General features: G+C 48.4%; 14 protein-coding genes. 9 read left to right on the plus strand and 5 right to left on the minus strand.

The genetic code is table 11. The annotated features are described in order from the left end of the window. Positions 1 to 152: 152 nt before the first annotated feature. From ACES2G_RS01760 to ACES2G_RS01770, 3 genes are all read right to left on the minus strand, one after another. Positions 153 to 320, minus strand: a complete 168-nt coding sequence (locus ACES2G_RS01760; RefSeq protein WP_347358799.1) for a hypothetical protein — start codon at positions 318 to 320, stop codon at positions 153 to 155. Between the two features lie 115 nt (positions 321 to 435). Next, positions 436 to 1,632 (minus strand): Bcr/CflA family multidrug efflux MFS transporter, encoded by a 1,197-nt coding sequence (locus ACES2G_RS01765; RefSeq protein ID WP_374001141.1) that lies wholly within the window; start codon positions 1,630 to 1,632, stop codon positions 436 to 438. A gap of 83 nt (positions 1,633 to 1,715) precedes the next feature. Next, positions 1,716 to 2,666 (minus strand): TonB family protein, encoded by a 951-nt coding sequence (locus ACES2G_RS01770; protein ID WP_374001142.1) that lies wholly within the window; start codon positions 2,664 to 2,666, stop codon positions 1,716 to 1,718. Between the two features lie 134 nt (positions 2,667 to 2,800). On the opposite strand from ACES2G_RS01770, the gene ACES2G_RS01775 reads away from it, so the two are divergent. The 3 genes from ACES2G_RS01775 to ACES2G_RS01785 all read left to right on the plus strand — a co-directional run bounded on the left by ACES2G_RS01775 (position 2,801) and on the right by ACES2G_RS01785 (position 5,252). Beyond that, positions 2,801 to 3,526, plus strand: coding sequence for a Stp1/IreP family PP2C-type Ser/Thr phosphatase (locus ACES2G_RS01775; protein ID WP_347358796.1), 726 nt, complete (start codon positions 2,801 to 2,803; stop codon positions 3,524 to 3,526). A 22-nt stretch (positions 3,527 to 3,548) separates the two neighbouring features. Further along, positions 3,549 to 4,553: a M23 family metallopeptidase gene (locus tag ACES2G_RS01780; RefSeq protein ID WP_347358795.1), complete on the plus strand. Its 1,005-nt coding sequence runs from the start codon at positions 3,549 to 3,551 to the stop codon at positions 4,551 to 4,553. A gap of 102 nt (positions 4,554 to 4,655) precedes the next feature. After that, positions 4,656 to 5,252: a hypothetical protein gene (locus ACES2G_RS01785; RefSeq protein WP_347358794.1), complete on the plus strand. Its 597-nt coding sequence runs from the start codon at positions 4,656 to 4,658 to the stop codon at positions 5,250 to 5,252. A 79-nt stretch (positions 5,253 to 5,331) separates the two neighbouring features. Here ACES2G_RS01785 and ACES2G_RS01790 read toward each other — a convergent pair whose 3' ends face one another. Further along, positions 5,332 to 7,515, minus strand: coding sequence for a hypothetical protein (locus tag ACES2G_RS01790; protein WP_347358793.1), 2,184 nt, complete (start codon positions 7,513 to 7,515; stop codon positions 5,332 to 5,334). 341 nt (positions 7,516 to 7,856) lie between these two features. On the opposite strand from ACES2G_RS01790, the gene ACES2G_RS01795 reads away from it, so the two are divergent. From ACES2G_RS01795 to ACES2G_RS01810, 4 genes are all read left to right on the plus strand, one after another. Continuing rightward, on the plus strand, positions 7,857 to 8,405 hold the full coding sequence (locus ACES2G_RS01795) for a hypothetical protein (protein ID WP_374001144.1): 549 nt from the start codon (positions 7,857 to 7,859) through the stop codon (positions 8,403 to 8,405). Between the two features lie 18 nt (positions 8,406 to 8,423). Next, positions 8,424 to 9,605: an acetyl-CoA C-acetyltransferase gene (locus tag ACES2G_RS01800; protein ID WP_374001145.1), complete on the plus strand. Its 1,182-nt coding sequence runs from the start codon at positions 8,424 to 8,426 to the stop codon at positions 9,603 to 9,605. Positions 9,606 to 9,674: 69 nt separating this feature from the next. Further along, entirely contained in the window at positions 9,675 to 10,427 is a 753-nt protein-coding gene (locus tag ACES2G_RS01805; RefSeq protein ID WP_347359197.1) for an SDR family oxidoreductase, read from the plus strand. 7 nt (positions 10,428 to 10,434) lie between these two features. Beyond that, a complete protein-coding gene (locus ACES2G_RS01810; protein ID WP_347359196.1) occupies positions 10,435 to 10,809 on the plus strand; it encodes a hypothetical protein in 375 nt (124 codons plus the stop codon). A 15-nt stretch (positions 10,810 to 10,824) separates the two neighbouring features. On the opposite strand, the gene ACES2G_RS01815 is transcribed toward ACES2G_RS01810, so the two are convergent. Continuing rightward, positions 10,825 to 12,141: an HD domain-containing protein gene (locus ACES2G_RS01815; RefSeq protein ID WP_347359195.1), complete on the minus strand. Its 1,317-nt coding sequence runs from the start codon at positions 12,139 to 12,141 to the stop codon at positions 10,825 to 10,827. A gap of 406 nt (positions 12,142 to 12,547) precedes the next feature. On the opposite strand from ACES2G_RS01815, the gene ACES2G_RS01820 reads away from it, so the two are divergent. Together ACES2G_RS01820 and ACES2G_RS01825 are read left to right on the plus strand one after the other, a co-directional pair. Next, entirely contained in the window at positions 12,548 to 13,396 is an 849-nt protein-coding gene (locus ACES2G_RS01820; RefSeq protein ID WP_374001147.1) for a flagellin, read from the plus strand. Between the two features lie 490 nt (positions 13,397 to 13,886). Then, a complete protein-coding gene (locus ACES2G_RS01825) occupies positions 13,887 to 14,720 on the plus strand; it encodes a flagellin (protein ID WP_374001148.1) in 834 nt (277 codons plus the stop codon). The last annotated feature ends 125 nt before the right edge of the window (positions 14,721 to 14,845 follow it).

Below are 14,845 nucleotides of genomic sequence, written 5' to 3' on the forward strand. Positions count from 1 at the left end.
CGGCAAGAGTTCTGGCTCTAATTACAGGGGGCTTTGCAAGGGTTGCTTTGAGGGCCTCATTTTCAATGGGTTTTCAGAGGAAGAGGTCCGGATAAGGATGCAGTGCCCAGATTGCGTAGGGCACTGTTTTTAAAGGGAAATTTATAAACTTTTCAAGGAGCCTGCTCTTCGTGACTTTCTTCAATAGTGCCATCGGGGGTGCGTCGTACGCGGCCGGTATCAGGTTTAGCCGTGCCTTGATGGCGGCTGGGTTTGTGAATTGGAGGACTTGTTTTTTGCGTCGGTTTCGTTGTGGGCGGTTTGGCGGGATGGTTCTTCATGAGGTCTCCTTTTTCAGAGACCCCCAATGCAAAAGCTATGTCCGTTTAAATGGAATAAAAGCAGGAAGTGTAGAAGCTTGGGGGCAGCTTGCCTCATTCGCCGAGGCAAACGACCTCACAGAGATCTTTTGATAATCACCCGGTGCAGAACTAACGCCAACACACCAAAGCCCCCCATCAGTACGCACATCGGCATCGTCGTGCCATTATGCAGACGACTGACTGCTGCAGAAGAAAGGGCTGCGATACCATACTGCAAAGTTCCCAATAAAGCTGAAGCGCTGCCCGCACTTTTCTTTTGTGTCGCCATGGCTCCTGCCGTGGAGTTGGGGAAGGTCATTCCAAGGCTTGCGATAAAAAGAAACAGCGGAATCATGATACCCCAGAAGCCCCAGTTTAATATTCCTGCCGTAGCCAGCAAAGCTCCCAGAACAGCCAGCACCACAAAGATTTTTTCCAGAATGGCATCATAGCTCAGGCGCTTCAGCAGGCGGGTGTTGATCTGGGAACATAAAATCAAACCCACGGCATTGGAGCCAAACACCCAGCCAAAACTTTTTGCCGGAATTCCAAAGTGATTGATAAAGACAAAAGAAGATCCGGTGATATAAGCAAACATTCCAGCCTGGGCTGCGCCCCCGGCCAAAGCGTAACCCATAAAGTTACGATCCTTCAGAATGCTGCCATAAATTTTCCACGAATCTTTAATATGCACCCGTTGATCGGGATGATGTGTCTCAGGAAGGAAGGTGGCGATCAGCACTATGCACAAAGTACTGATGACTGCCAGCAAAGCAAAGATCATGCGCCAGCCAAAGTGCTCACTGATCTGTCCCCCCAAAACCGGTGCCAGAATAGGAGCGGCACCCATAACCAGCATCAGCAGCGAAAAGACTTTGGCAGTTTCCTGATGTGTGAAAAGATCACGTACGATCGCACGCGAAATCACCACGCCTGAACAAGATCCCAGGGCTTGCAGAAAGCGGAATGCAATCAGCATTTCCACATTTTTGGTGAACGTGCACACCACGGAAGCTACAGCGTAAATTCCCAGCCCCACATACAAAGGCTTCTTGCGCCCATAGCGATCCGTTAAAGGGCCATAGAAAATCTGACCTGTTGCCAAGCCCACAAAAAACGATGCCAGAGAAAGCTGTACCGATGACAGCGGCACTCCCAGATTTTCTGCAATCGCAGGAAATGCAGGCAAGTACATATCAATCGACAGCGGTCCGAAAGCCGTCAGGCTGGCTAAAAGTAAAATCAAAGCAGCAAAGGGAATGTTGTACTTGGCGGTGGTGGTGGAGTTCATGGCTCTTCATAGCAGGAAGAGAATTGAATTGCACGGGGGAAGTCCGAAGAGGCCTCTTAGTGAGGAGGCCTCATGAAAAGCACTTAGGTTTCCAGAACAAAATCCCAACGGATTTTCACAGTGCCATCACCTTCGACAATTCCTTTGGGCGGATTCGGGAAGGGAGCGGCGGCACGGAAGGCTTCAATTGCGGCATCATCCAGATCGCGAACGCCGGAATCACTTAGAACTTGCACGCGCACCAAAGTGCCCTTGTCGTTCAGAACGATCATCAGCTTGGTGATACGATCCTGGTTTGTCGCAGCTGGAGAGCGACCTTCTTTGAACATTTTGCTGAGCTTTTCACGAACGCGGCCTTCCCAGTGTTGAGAAAGCTGTTTGCGAATGCGATTGTAGTACGAGTAGTACTTAAACTCGCGCGTGTTCAAAAGAGTTTCCAAACCTCTATCGACGTCTTTTACATAATCATTGGATTGGCTGGCTTCAGAACCGGTTCCGGTGTTTTGTTCTCCGGTGCCACGCCCTTCGCCCAGTCCAGTTTTTTGTTCAGCCAGCTTCTGTCTTTCCAGCGCCTCGCTGGCATCAAATCCTTTGAAAAGATCCTTTGCGATCTGCTTTTGTGCGTCTTCAGACTTGGCCACGGTTTTTTGGCGACCGTCGCCTTTAGGTCCACTTTTGGTGGCCTCGGCCTTCTTCTTGTTCTGGAATTGGCCGCGTTGAGCCGCCATTGTTTGCTTCTCGACCTTTTGGTTTTTGGCACTCAAAAAGCGTGTGTCGACCTCTTCTTCGTTGGCTGAAGTTTCACTCTGCTCTACGACCTGGTTCGCAGGCACCTGCAAGGCTTTCTTTTGAGCTAATTGCTCAGCCTTGGCAAATTGTTGAAGCTGGTCCGGAGTCAGAAAGTCGATGCTGACTGTCTCTTTAAGGGGGGCTTCATGTTTGAAAAGTCCTGCGATGTAGAAACCCGCCACCACGAAAACGTGGAGAGCCAGGGAGAGCACTATATACTTTCTGAAAGACGGTGACTTCTTCATAAGACCTCACCCCTTTCTATCGGTATTATGACACTTGATATTGAGGTGATGGTGAGTCGGCCTCAAAGATTGCGACTCAAGTCTAGGGCCAGACTTTGACTCTTCTGTCAGTAGTGGGTGAAAATGAAACATCTATGAAATTTGACTCGTGGTATCTGACAGATAAAGGTCTTCGTCGTGATTCAAATCAAGATTCCTGCCTCATCAATAGAGAGCTTGGCCTCTTTATCGTGGCAGATGGAATGGGTGGACATTCAGGCGGCGAAGTCGCTTCCAGCATGGCGGTGGAAACCGTTGAAGAAATCATGCTGCAGCCGGAAGCGCACAGGAAATCCCCCCGCGAAATGATTTTGCAAGCCTACGAAGAATCCTCCAAGCGCATTTTCGATAAAGCAGCCAATGAACGTCCAGAGCTGGCAGGCATGGGAACCACGATGGTGATGGCCTATATTCGCGGCAAGCACCTGTATGTGGGAAATGTCGGAGATTCTCGCTGCTATTTATTTAAACGTCCAAATCTGTGGCAGATCACCGAAGATCATTCGCTTATCAACGAGCAATTGCGCGCCGGCGTGATGAGTGAAGAGCAGGTTCGCCAGTTTGTGGGACGAAACGTCATCACACGCAGTGTGGGTTATGAGCGTGAAGTCTATCCAGATATCATTGAACGCGAGATTTTCCCCGGAGAGATCTTCCTCATGTGTTCCGATGGGCTGTCGGGTCTTGTGGACGATAAAAGAATTTCTGAGATTTTAAATCAAAATACACCTGACAAAGCCGTTAAAGCCTGTGTAGAACAAGCCTTGGCCAATGGTGGAGATGACAACGTCACAGTGATGCTGGTGCATTTCCACGAGTAAGTCTGTTTAAGGAGCTAGGGTTTTGGATAAAAAGAAAGTCACGCTGTTTATAGTGAGCAATCAGACGGGGAAAACCCGTAAGCTTGTGCTCTCGGCTGCCTGGCTTAAGGCCATCTCCTTTATTTCTGCGATTGTTATCATCATCTTTGCTGCCGGTCTGGTGGATTATTTCGGCCTTCTTTTGCAGGCCATGGAAAATAAACGCCTGAAGGCGGAAAATGCCCAGCTCATCAAACAGTTCCAGGTGGTTGAAAGTAAAGTCAGCGCGTTGGAAAACTCGTTAGAGCGTGTGAAGACTTTCACGACCAAACTGAAGTTGATCACCAATGTGGATGCGGATGACCGTATCACCAAGCTGACGATGGGTGCGAAACCTTCAGCCGGTCAGCCGGTGGAGGAATACGAACCAATGGAACAGCGTGAAGACGCTGAGATGTTGGCGGAGCAGGATCAGATCTTTGCCAACAAAAAGCCTTTGAATGATCAGACCGGTGAACTGGCAAACGAAAATGCCGACAAAGACTATGCTTCCCTGGTTGTGAGAATTGATAAGGCCGTAAAGGAAACGCAGCTCAAAGAACAAAGTGTTATTGATCTTTGGGAAAGCTTGTCTGAACGCCAGAGTTTGCTGAACTCCACACCTAATATGAAACCGGCCAAGGGTTGGATCACATCACGTTTTGGTTACCGGGTGTCGCCATTCACGGGTAAAACAGCACTGCATGCGGGCCTTGATATCGCAGCAGCTCCGGGATCTCCGGTGTATGCGCCTGCGGATGGTGTGGTGGTTTTTGCCAGCTACGACGAGTCTTACGGAAAGCTGATTACGGTTGATTACGGTTACGGTGTAACAACGCGCTTTGGTCACTTGTCACAGATTTATGTGCAGGCCGGACAGCGTGTGAACAAGTGGGATGTTGTCGGAGCGGTGGGTAATACCGGACGCTCGACGGGGCCGCACTTGCATTATGAGGTTCGCATTAATGGAACCGCCGTGGACCCTCTGAATTACATCCTCGACGAATAAGCCAGACTCTCTTGGTGTGGCGCTTCCTGAGTTTGGCAAATATCAGTAAAATTATTAGACCCGGATTTTTTGTAGGCACTACACTAAAGGTGTGAGGTGTTTATGAGATCCTTTATTCTTGTTTCAGCATTTCTATTCTCGGTTTCGGTGAGTGCGGCTTTGCCGCCGCAGTTCTCGGAATGTCTTTCGCAAAACAGCGGTACGAACATGAGCGCAACGGATGTGGCAGAGATCGCGAAAGTCTCGCGCATCACCTATTGCCAGAATCAGGTCAGTATTGTGGGTAAGAATGATCTTCAGGCGATGCTGGCCAATCCCAACGTGAATGTCGGAATTTCTGTCAGCAAAACCAGCTACTCCAATCAGGATTTGCTGGATATGGCTGCCACTGGAACCTATGTGCTGTATGTGGATGGCAGTCGGCTGTCGCGTGATAACCTGGTGGCGCTGTTAAATGCCGGGGTTCAGGTTGTGGTTCTGTCTGGCAGTTCGGGGCTTAGTAAGTTGGATTTGTTGGCGATGGCTGCAGCAAAATCTTTTATCTTGAATGTGAATTCATCCGTGTCGAAAGCCGATCTGCAGGACTATGTTCGAGCGGGAATGCAGGTTGTGATTCGTACTTCTCAAGCGGGCCTCAGTCGTCAGGACATTCTGGATGTGGCTCAATTGAACACGGAAAAGGTTTCGATTTTCCCGTAAATAGATTTGTGAAGTTTAAAAACGAAAAAGGGCTCCGGATATGGGAGCCCTTTTTCTTGGCATTAATGTCGGGACTTTATTACTGATTCATCACAGAAACTGCAGGCATTGGACACTGCAATTCTTTAAGCTTTTTGCTGATCAGGTTCGCATCGGCCTGGAAGCCTTTGGATGCCAAAGTTGTTCTGGCTTGATCGACAACAGACTTCAGGTAACCTTGGCCACCCAATTGTTTGTTACCACGGCAAGCAGTGACAACGGAAGAATCCATCTTAACATCCAAAACCGGATCAATCATGTCGCAGAAGAACTGGATAGCGCCGATATGATCGATGGATGCAGACCAATCCAACCAAGCAGATTCAAGCTGTTGACATACCAATTCGTTCTCACGAGAACCCACTGGAAGCTGTTTCAGGTTGAAGTTGCTCATCGCCTTGCTGATTTCCAAGCTCTTCTTTTGCATTACAGGGTCTTCGTAGATAGTGCCCATAACGATTCTCATGCCTTTACCTTGGCCGGAATCAGTCATGCTGTAAGAACCTTGGCGCAAAGCTCTCATGTTTGTTGTGAAGGCCGCAACAGACTGGTCATGCATGGTCTTCGTGTGGTTGATCCAGGCAAGAACCGGTGGTTTACCGAAGCTCCAAGAGCTGCGGGAACCGAACAGGCCGGCTTTCAAGTTCACCATACGTTGAGCCAACTCGGAACGGTCAATGATAGAGTTGTCTTGAGCCAATTCCTGCATGGCTTTTTCAACACGTTTGATTGTCAGTTTTTCTGTTTCAATCAAAGCGTACTGAGCTTTCCATTGACGGTAGTCAGCGCTCTTGGACAGGTAGCTTTCAAGCTCCATTTTGTTTTGGTTCACAACACCTGAAGTTGCGTTGACAGCCTGGCGCATAGCCTGAATCCAGGAACGGCCATTTTGGGCGCAAAGTTTCAGAGCACTTTCGTCTTCAACAGCTTTCACTGCGTATTCAGAGACACGCTTCATTGAGTTCGCGTGAACTGTTTTTAATGTCAGCGCCTGAAGTTTTTGAGTGCGATCGCTCTGTACAGTGGCTTTATCCAGATTCACGAAGGCAGAAGCCGGGAAGGTCTTGCCATCAGAAGCCCAGTTCACAAGCTCATTCGCCAAGGTACAAACCATCAGGTCATCGTTGTTGGCTTTAAGTTGTGCTTCCACAGTTTCAACATCAGCACGGTCATTCGCCAACTGAGTGTTTACGGCTGTATAGTATTTTTCAGAAGAATCTTTATAGTTCAGCAGATTCGTAAGCTCCGCTGAAGGTTTAGAGAACTTCGCATTGTAAAGATCAACGCTTTTTTCAAGCTCTTGAGTGATCTTCTCGATCTTTCCACTTTGCGCCAACTGCATGAAGCGAACTTTCTTCGCCACTTTCGTGAATTGGCAAGTGTTCTGAAGAACCGCCTTGCGGTGTTCAGCTTTGCTCATATCCAAAGTGTTTTGATCGATCATTTTTGCGATGGCAGAAATACCGCTGGTTGCAACCACACCACCGATAACGAACGGCAATGCTGGAGCCAAAGCGGCATTCATGGAAACGGCGAACAAAGCATACGGAGCCATACCATTGATCACATCATTCAGGGCCAACAGAACTTTACCCGTGGACATCGTCTGACGACCACACTTGGAGTTCAGGAAGTTGTTGTTGTTGACGATGTCACCCAGATTGCCAACGGCAGTCAGGGCAGCTGTCATGGTCTGCTCAACGCTGTTTACATTCACCTGTGCAGGATCTTGCGCTTGCATGATTTGTTGCAAAGAAGCGATGCTTTGTTTGATCGCGTTCCCGTTGTCTTCGATCGACTTCGCAGACGGACTGCCCGTACATTCCGGAGACGTCTGAACCTCTTTATTCAAAGAATCAATCGCAGAGATCAATTCGGCATGAGGGCGGTTGTCAAACAAAGGACAACTGTAGGCATCAGGAACTTTGGCTGCATTCATTTTCCCTGCACCACTGCTGGTGGAAGTCACCCGTGGAGTGCTGGAGGAGTTATTGTTAGGACGACTTGGAGCACTTGTGGAAGACCCTGCGGAAGAACCGGTATTTGTCTTCGGAATCGTTGGGGAGGTTGGTGTAACCCCGGTATCATCGTCATCGCCGAATAAATTCAACGAGAAGATCGAAGTATTTCCGCTTGAATTGGCCCACACCTGTTGAGGGGGGACAACGAAGCTCGCCGTCAGCGCTAATGCCAGTGCGCTTCTTTGAACGTTCTTGAGTTTCATAAAGTCTCCAATGTTTAACTTTTTGCCACTTTTACTTTTTTCGCGCGCCATTCTGAGACATTCTGCAGACCTTAGCTCATCTAAATACTTAGAATCACATAGTTCCTTCTTAACATCTTAAGCATGCACACGAGTTCAGGTGCCAACGATGCAATTTCAATGCGCAAGTTGCTCCACTTTGAAACAAGTCCATGGTGGAGGTGACAATATATTGCCAAGTGAAGTGCCACTGGACGGCTCTTGACGTTTTTCCGGGGATTTCGCTGTTATTTGCTTATTATCTCCACTTTAAAGGGACTGGGGCCACTTTGCGTGGAACGCTCTTTGTATAAGAGGTAAGTATGAGACTTTTGGTTTCCTGCCTTCTCTTTATGATGACCTTCTCTGGAGCCTGCTGGGCCAAGGTGGACTTGCGTACCACCAAGCCGCTGGTGATTCCAGAGGACAAAGTCACTCCGAAGATCACGAAAGAAGACGTGGCCAAAATCATCCCATTGGACATCAAGAAAAATGAAAGCACAGGATCTGTCATGAGTCGTATTGCCGACCGTGGTTTTAACTTGTGGTTTAATTCGGAATTCATGAAAAACAGTGCGCTGGGCCGTGCTGTGGAAGAAACTCAGGAAAAGCTAAAAACAGATGTTGTGGTTCCGGCGAGCACTCCGCATGGAATCGTTCATAAGTTCTCTTTCCGCGTGGAAGCGTTCCAGGCACTTGCAAAGATGGAATATTCCGGCTGGTTGAAGGCTGCGATCAACTATGATGCGAAGGCCTCCGAAACGGATATTCAGTTCAAAGACAAAGTCTTGGATAATAAAGATCTTATCGTCAGTCATAAAGCCAATAAAGAACAGGGCTTGTCGATGATAGGCCTTGCCTGGTCCTGGTAAGCGTCCTACCCTTAACTCATGGAAAATATCGTATTTATCTCTGGGAAAAGAACTCCCTTTGGAGCCTTTGGCGGATCTCTAAAGGATGTTTCAGCAACGGATCTGGGTGTGGCTGCCGCCAAAGCAACCCTGGAACAAGCCAGTCTTTCACCTGAAAAAGTGGATCACGTCATTTTCGGAAACGTTGTTCAGTCAGGCGCTGATGCTGCTTACTTACCTCGTCATATTGGTTTGAAAACTGGTGTGCCGGTCGCGGTTGGAGCTTTTGCTGTCAATCGACTGTGCGGCAGTGGTTTCCAGTCTTGGATTAATGCCGTGCAAATGATCCAGTGTGGGGAAGCGTCTGTCGTTCTGGCCGGTGGGGTGGAGCAAATGTCGCAGATTCCTTATGTGGCCCGCAAAGTTCGCTTTGATGGAATGCGTATGGGGAACTTCGAACTGGAAGACCTGATGACCTCGGCGTTGACGGATGCCTATGCGAAAATGCCAATGGCCATCACGGCTGAAAATCTGGCTGTTAAGTATGGAATTTCTCGCGAAGAATCAGACAAGTACTCTATTCAATCACAACAACGCTTCCATGCTGCTGTTGAAAAAGGTTTCATGAAGCAGGAAATCTGCCCGGTTACAGTCGAAGGCCGCAAAGGAACTGTGGTTGTTGATAAAGACGAACATCCAAAGCCAGACTCCACTTTGGAAAAGCTGGCGACATTGAAACCGGTCTTTAAAAAAGACGGCATCGTAACGGCAGCGGCAGCCTCTGGAATTGTTGACGGAGCTGCGTGCTCGTTGTTGATGAGTGAATCCAAGGCCAAAGAGCTGGGTTTGAAGCCGATGGCTCGCATCATCAGTTATGCTTCCGTAGGATGTGATCCAACGATCATGGGAATTGGCCCTGCGGGCGCGGCTCGCAAGGCTCTTGAAAAAGCCAATTTGAAACTGGAACAGATGGATCTGGTGGAAGTGAATGAGGCGTTTGCGGCTCAGTATCTGGCAGTGGAAAAAGAATTGAAGCTGGATCCGACGAAAACTAACGTGAATGGCGGCGCGATTGCTGTCGGTCACCCCTTGGGCGCGTCTGGAACTCGCATCATGAATCATCTGGTTTATGAACTTCACCGTCGCAACGGGAAGTACGCTCTGGGCTCTGCCTGTATCGGCGGTGGTCAAGGGATTGCGATTATCATCGAAAAAATCTAAGTCTTGTGAGCCCCGGAACACCTTGTTTCCGGGGTTTTTGTTAATTCGGCCTTTTGTGAAAGACTCATCATGGAATTCAATCTTCGAGAACGTACAACTTTGATCGTCGGCCCCTTCAGTTCCACTGTGCAAAGTCTGGTGATAGGTTTGACTCAGATGGGTTCGGACTGTGTATTGCTGGATTTCGACAACTCCGCCAGCCAGCGATTTTGCAATCAAATTAACGACGCCCGTGAAATCAACCCCCGATACGGCAGAGCTTTGGGAGTGAAGTCCGCCATGAAAACCGCCGATGATATCAAAGACGCGGTCGGATCTGCGGCGCAGGCGTTCGGCAGTGTGGATCTGTTTATTGATGCACAAACCTATAACATGCAGAACCGCTATAAAATTGGCGACAGTATCGACTATCTGGACGAAGAAATTCAGCAGAATTTTAAATCTTCCGTGATGCTGACTCATGCCGTTTTGAATTTTTTGAAAAATCGCAAGCGTGGCAGCATTTTGTATCTGCTAAATGAAGTTTATCCCGACCCGATCCAGGCCGGTGCCCGCGGAGCTTTGGTTCCTTTTGCGCAGTCATTGGCGAAGCAAGTGGCAGAGCATAATATCACCGTGAATGTCTTGAAATTGGGTCTGACCGAAGAGTATATTCTGGCCCAGCACCCGGAAGCCAAGTCCATCAAAGAGGCGATTGAAGCTTTGAAGGTGAAAGAGCCGCATCTGCGTATCACCGAGCCGGATAAGATCACCAATACTGTGACTTATCTGGTAAGTCGATTTGGTGCGGCAGTGAATGGCCAGGTTATTTCTTTAAGTTAGGTGGGACATGCAACAAGGTAAGCTTACGATTCGTCCGGTAGCGGTGATGTTTCAGTGGTGGGATTTTATTCCGCACTACACGCTGAAGGACTGCTGGAACAAGGCCCCTTTGGAACTGGATATTTCCGAGGTGCTGGCGATTTATAAGCGCGGTCCGGCTTATCTTTATCATTGCCGTCGTCAGGATGTGAACTATCTGGTGTATCTGGGGGATGTGCCGGAAGGGTTAAAGCATATTCCAGTTCAAGAAGTGGGACCTTTTGAAGTGCTGAAGGTGATTCGTCAATTTCCTTCAAAATGGAAAAAGGCCTTCCCCAAGTTGTTGGGTCTGGCCTTTATCACGATTGTTCTTTTGAAAATGTTCTTTTCTTTCCGAAGTTAGGCGGCTCTGGTCCGCCTAGAGTTTCAGACCTTTCAGAATCAATTCCGCTTGTCTTAGATTTTCCGGTGCTACATAGATACGGTCGATGATACGAGCGCCTTCGTAGCGTTGGAAGATCTCAGTCGTCTGATTGATCGGGGACGGTTGGGCCCAGCGATCGTATTGATCCACAACATAAATTTGCAAAGCACGTTCTTCCGGGGAGGCCGTGTGGTATTTGGAAAGACGTGCTTTGGAGCTGGTGCGGATGACTTCAATACCGTCAGCTTCCAGAGCTTTTTTGATAGCTTCCGGGCTTTCCGATTCAGAGGTGTTGTGCTGCTCGATCAGAACCTTGAACGGTTTTCTTTGGGCGATTCGTTGTGCCCAAGGGTTATTGGCGCCGGACAAATGTTCATGCAGGCGATAGTCATTGTACTTGGTGTACTCGTTGATATCTCCTGGCAAAACGAACGTGCAATCCGGGGAAGTCAGATAGCGGTTCAGCATTTCCTCATAGATGATGCTCTTGTGGTGACAGTAAACCATCAAGTGCATGTGGTGACGGGAAATTAAGAAGTCGTCGAAAGAATAAAGGGCGCGGCGGTTCAGGCCCAGATACATTTTGTTTTCGCGACGGTGGAAGGTCATGTTCTGGATCAACCAGGACAGGTCAATTTTTCCGTAGTTCGTGCCGCAGAAATAGCTGTCGCGCTCCAGATAGTCCATGCGGTCCACATCCAGCTCGCTAGAAACCAACTGACTAAGAATCGGACGGAAATCAACGCCATTATCGATGAAGAAATCATCCGGGCAGTGCAGGGCCTTGTCGATCAGGCAGGCCACGTGGATCGGCTGAATGTCAGGGAACTGGGTGCGCAGGGTTTCAGAGATTGCGGAATCAGTGACGTATTTAATCGTATAGTCTTCGTGATTGGCGCGACGGTTGTGATTCATCACCGTGTGAGCTTCTTCGCCGTACTGTTCTTGCTCTTTATAAAGCTGAATCTTCAACTCAGAAAGATGTGGCATGACTTGTTCCGTGGTGTGGCTCAAAGGGCCGTGTCCCACGTCGTGCAACAAAGCCCCCAGGCGCAGCACCTGACGGAAACGGGTTTTCACGGAAGGTTTTGAAAAAGGATAAACCCGGAAAATCGCATCGAAGGTTTCACCAGCAAGATGGCCCACGCCGACAGAGTGAATATAGCGGTTGTGTGTCGCACCCGGGAAACTGAATTCCGCATAGCCAAGCTGCTTGATCGCACGAAGACGTTGGTATTCAGCGGTATCCAGCACGGCCACTTCAGGTTCAGAGTAATATATAGAGCCATGAACGGGATCGCGAATTTCCATCTTTTCTCCTCTGGGGCAGCACTTCTATGAGACTCAATTAGCGGGTCTTCTCTGGCTATGTCAAACAGCTTCATTTAAAGATAAAGGACTCGTGCCCCGAGGCCTATATATGCGTATTTGATACAGGACCAAGGGCTAGATACAGGGTTTTTATTGCGCCGGGTGCGACGCGGGGAAATGAAAAAACTTCACTGAAAATAGATATTTAGGGTTATTGCTCGAATGAGGGCTCTGACGGCCTGATACAGGTCCTAGGGCCAGAAATGTAAAAAAATGAGACGTATCACTTTAGGAATTTCTGGGGGCTCCGATGAGTAAGGTAAGCAAATGAACCGCCCAAGGGCACTAAGAAAGTGCACTGAGTTTCAAGGATAGAAACTCAGCAAATCTTCAAGGAGGAGGAAACATGGGTCTCAGAATTAATACGAACAGTGCTTCGTTGAATGCTCAGAGAGTTCTCTGGGGAACGAAGATCGGTCTTGATAAGAGCATGGAAAAGCTCGCTTCAGGATTCCGTATCAACCGCGCTGGTGATGATGCTGCCGGCCTCGCGATCTCTGAGAACTTAAAAGCTCAGGTTCGCGGTCTAAAACAAGCATCCCGAAACGCTCAAGACGGTATCTCTCTGGTTCAAGTGGCCGAGGGTTCCATGAACGAGATCTCTTCGATCTTGATCCGTCTCAGAGAATTGTCTGTACAAGCAGCTTCCGATACTATCGGTCCTGTAGAAAGACAGTTCCTGAACGTGGAATATGATCAGCTGGTTTCAGAGATCGACCGTATCTCCGAAGGCACAGAGTTCAACGGAACTCAGTTGCTAGCGGGTGTAGGTTCCATCTTGGATTTCCAAGTTGGTACTAGAAATAATCCTGAAATCGACCGTATCTCTTTCGATGCTTCTAAAGCCGATGCAAACTCTGCAGCTTTGGGTGTGAACCTGACCTCTGTTTCTGATAAAGCTTCTGCACAGAATGCCTTGTCAGCAATCGATCAGGCGATCGTGAGTGTCTCCGCCATGCGCGCAGACTTCGGTGCGATCCAGAATCGTCTTCAATCTACAGTTTCAAACATTCAAGTGTCTGTAGAGAACATGTCAGCCGCTAACTCTCGTATCAGAGATGTGGATGTAGCTGAAGAGACGTCTGAAATGACTAGAAACAACATCTTGTTGCAAGCCGGTACTTCCGTACTAGCACAAGCGAACCAACAAGCTAACGTAGCACTTGGACTCTTGAACAAGTCATTCCAAGGATAAAACTTGGAATGACCTAGGTTCCCGATCTTGACTGATCAAGATCACCCTCAAGTGTAACGACCCGAGCTCTGTAAAATGAGCTGACAATTTGATCTGTTTCCTGCGACGAGGCCGTCTTTCACGGCGGCCTCATTTTTTCAGTCAAACTTTGGCTGGCGGGGATGGATTTGTGAAACAGGATTCTGCGTCCGGTTTCATGATGTGTGAACAAATGCCTTTTGATAAAGCTCTCGTTCGAGTGACTTTATCCGCCGATTTTGCATGCTGCATTTTTTCTTCGCAGCGACCGAATTTTCAAAAATTTTTCCCTCAGTAAAAAATAAAAAAGAAAAGACAAAAACTGGACTCGAGCAGTTGTAATTTATTTCCGAAAAGTAAGCAGGGAACTGTATCGCAAGTTCCGAATATTAATTTTACAGGTGCACGGATCGCGCCTTTTGCCAATGGATGGCACATTTTCACGGAGGAAGAACTATGCACGGAGGATAGAATGGGATTAAGAATCGGTACCAATGTGGCAGCGTTGAATGCGCAAAAGAATCTGTACATGACACAGATCAACGCGAATAGATCAATGGCAAGATTGGCTTCTGGAATGAGGATCAATCAAGCTGCTGACGACGCCGCAGGTCTTGCGATCAGCGAAAACCTCAAAGGACAAATTCGAGGTATTAGACAGGCCAACCGAAATGCCAACGATGGTATTTCTCTTGTGCAGGTCGCTGAGGGCAGCTTGAATGAAGTCTCCAACATGCTCATTCGTTTGAGAGAGTTGGGTGTACAGGCTTCCTCTGACACTATTGGTGAAACTGAAAGAAAGTTTTTGGACGTTGAGTATCAACAGTTAAAATCCGAGATTCAGCGTATTACTGAATCCACGGTTTTCAACGGTTACGAGCTTCTCAACGGTACTGGTGGGATGATTGATATTCAGGTCGGCGTAAACAACGACCCTTTCCGCGACCGTATCAGCTTTAATGCAGGTGCGGCCAACGCCACGGTTGATGCCCTGGGATTGACGGCAGAAAACGTGTCTACAAAGGAAGGCGCTCAACTGAGCTTGGATACCATCGATCAGGCCCTGACATCGGTGAATGCGATTCGCGCGAACTTCGGTGCGCTACAAAATCGTCTGCAATCAACATCCAACAACTTGTTGATCGCTGATGAAAACTTGTCAGCAGCGAATTCTCGAATCAGAGACACTGACGTGGCGGCAGAGACTTCTGAGATGACAAGAAATAACATCTTGTTGCAGGCGGGCGTGTCAGTCCTGGGTCAGGCGAACCAGTCACAACAATTGGCTTTGAAGCTCTTGGGCTAATAAGTTAAACACGAAGGCGGCTCCTTGAAAAAGGGGCCGCCTTTTTTTATTTTCTGTTCCCAGTTTTTCATCGGACTTTCATTTAGACAAATGCCGCTCAGAGTAATGCGAATATTGTTGAAATG

The organism is Bdellovibrio bacteriovorus, assembly GCF_041888015.1.
Taxonomy (GTDB): Bacteria; Bdellovibrionota; Bdellovibrionia; order Bdellovibrionales; family Bdellovibrionaceae; genus Bdellovibrio.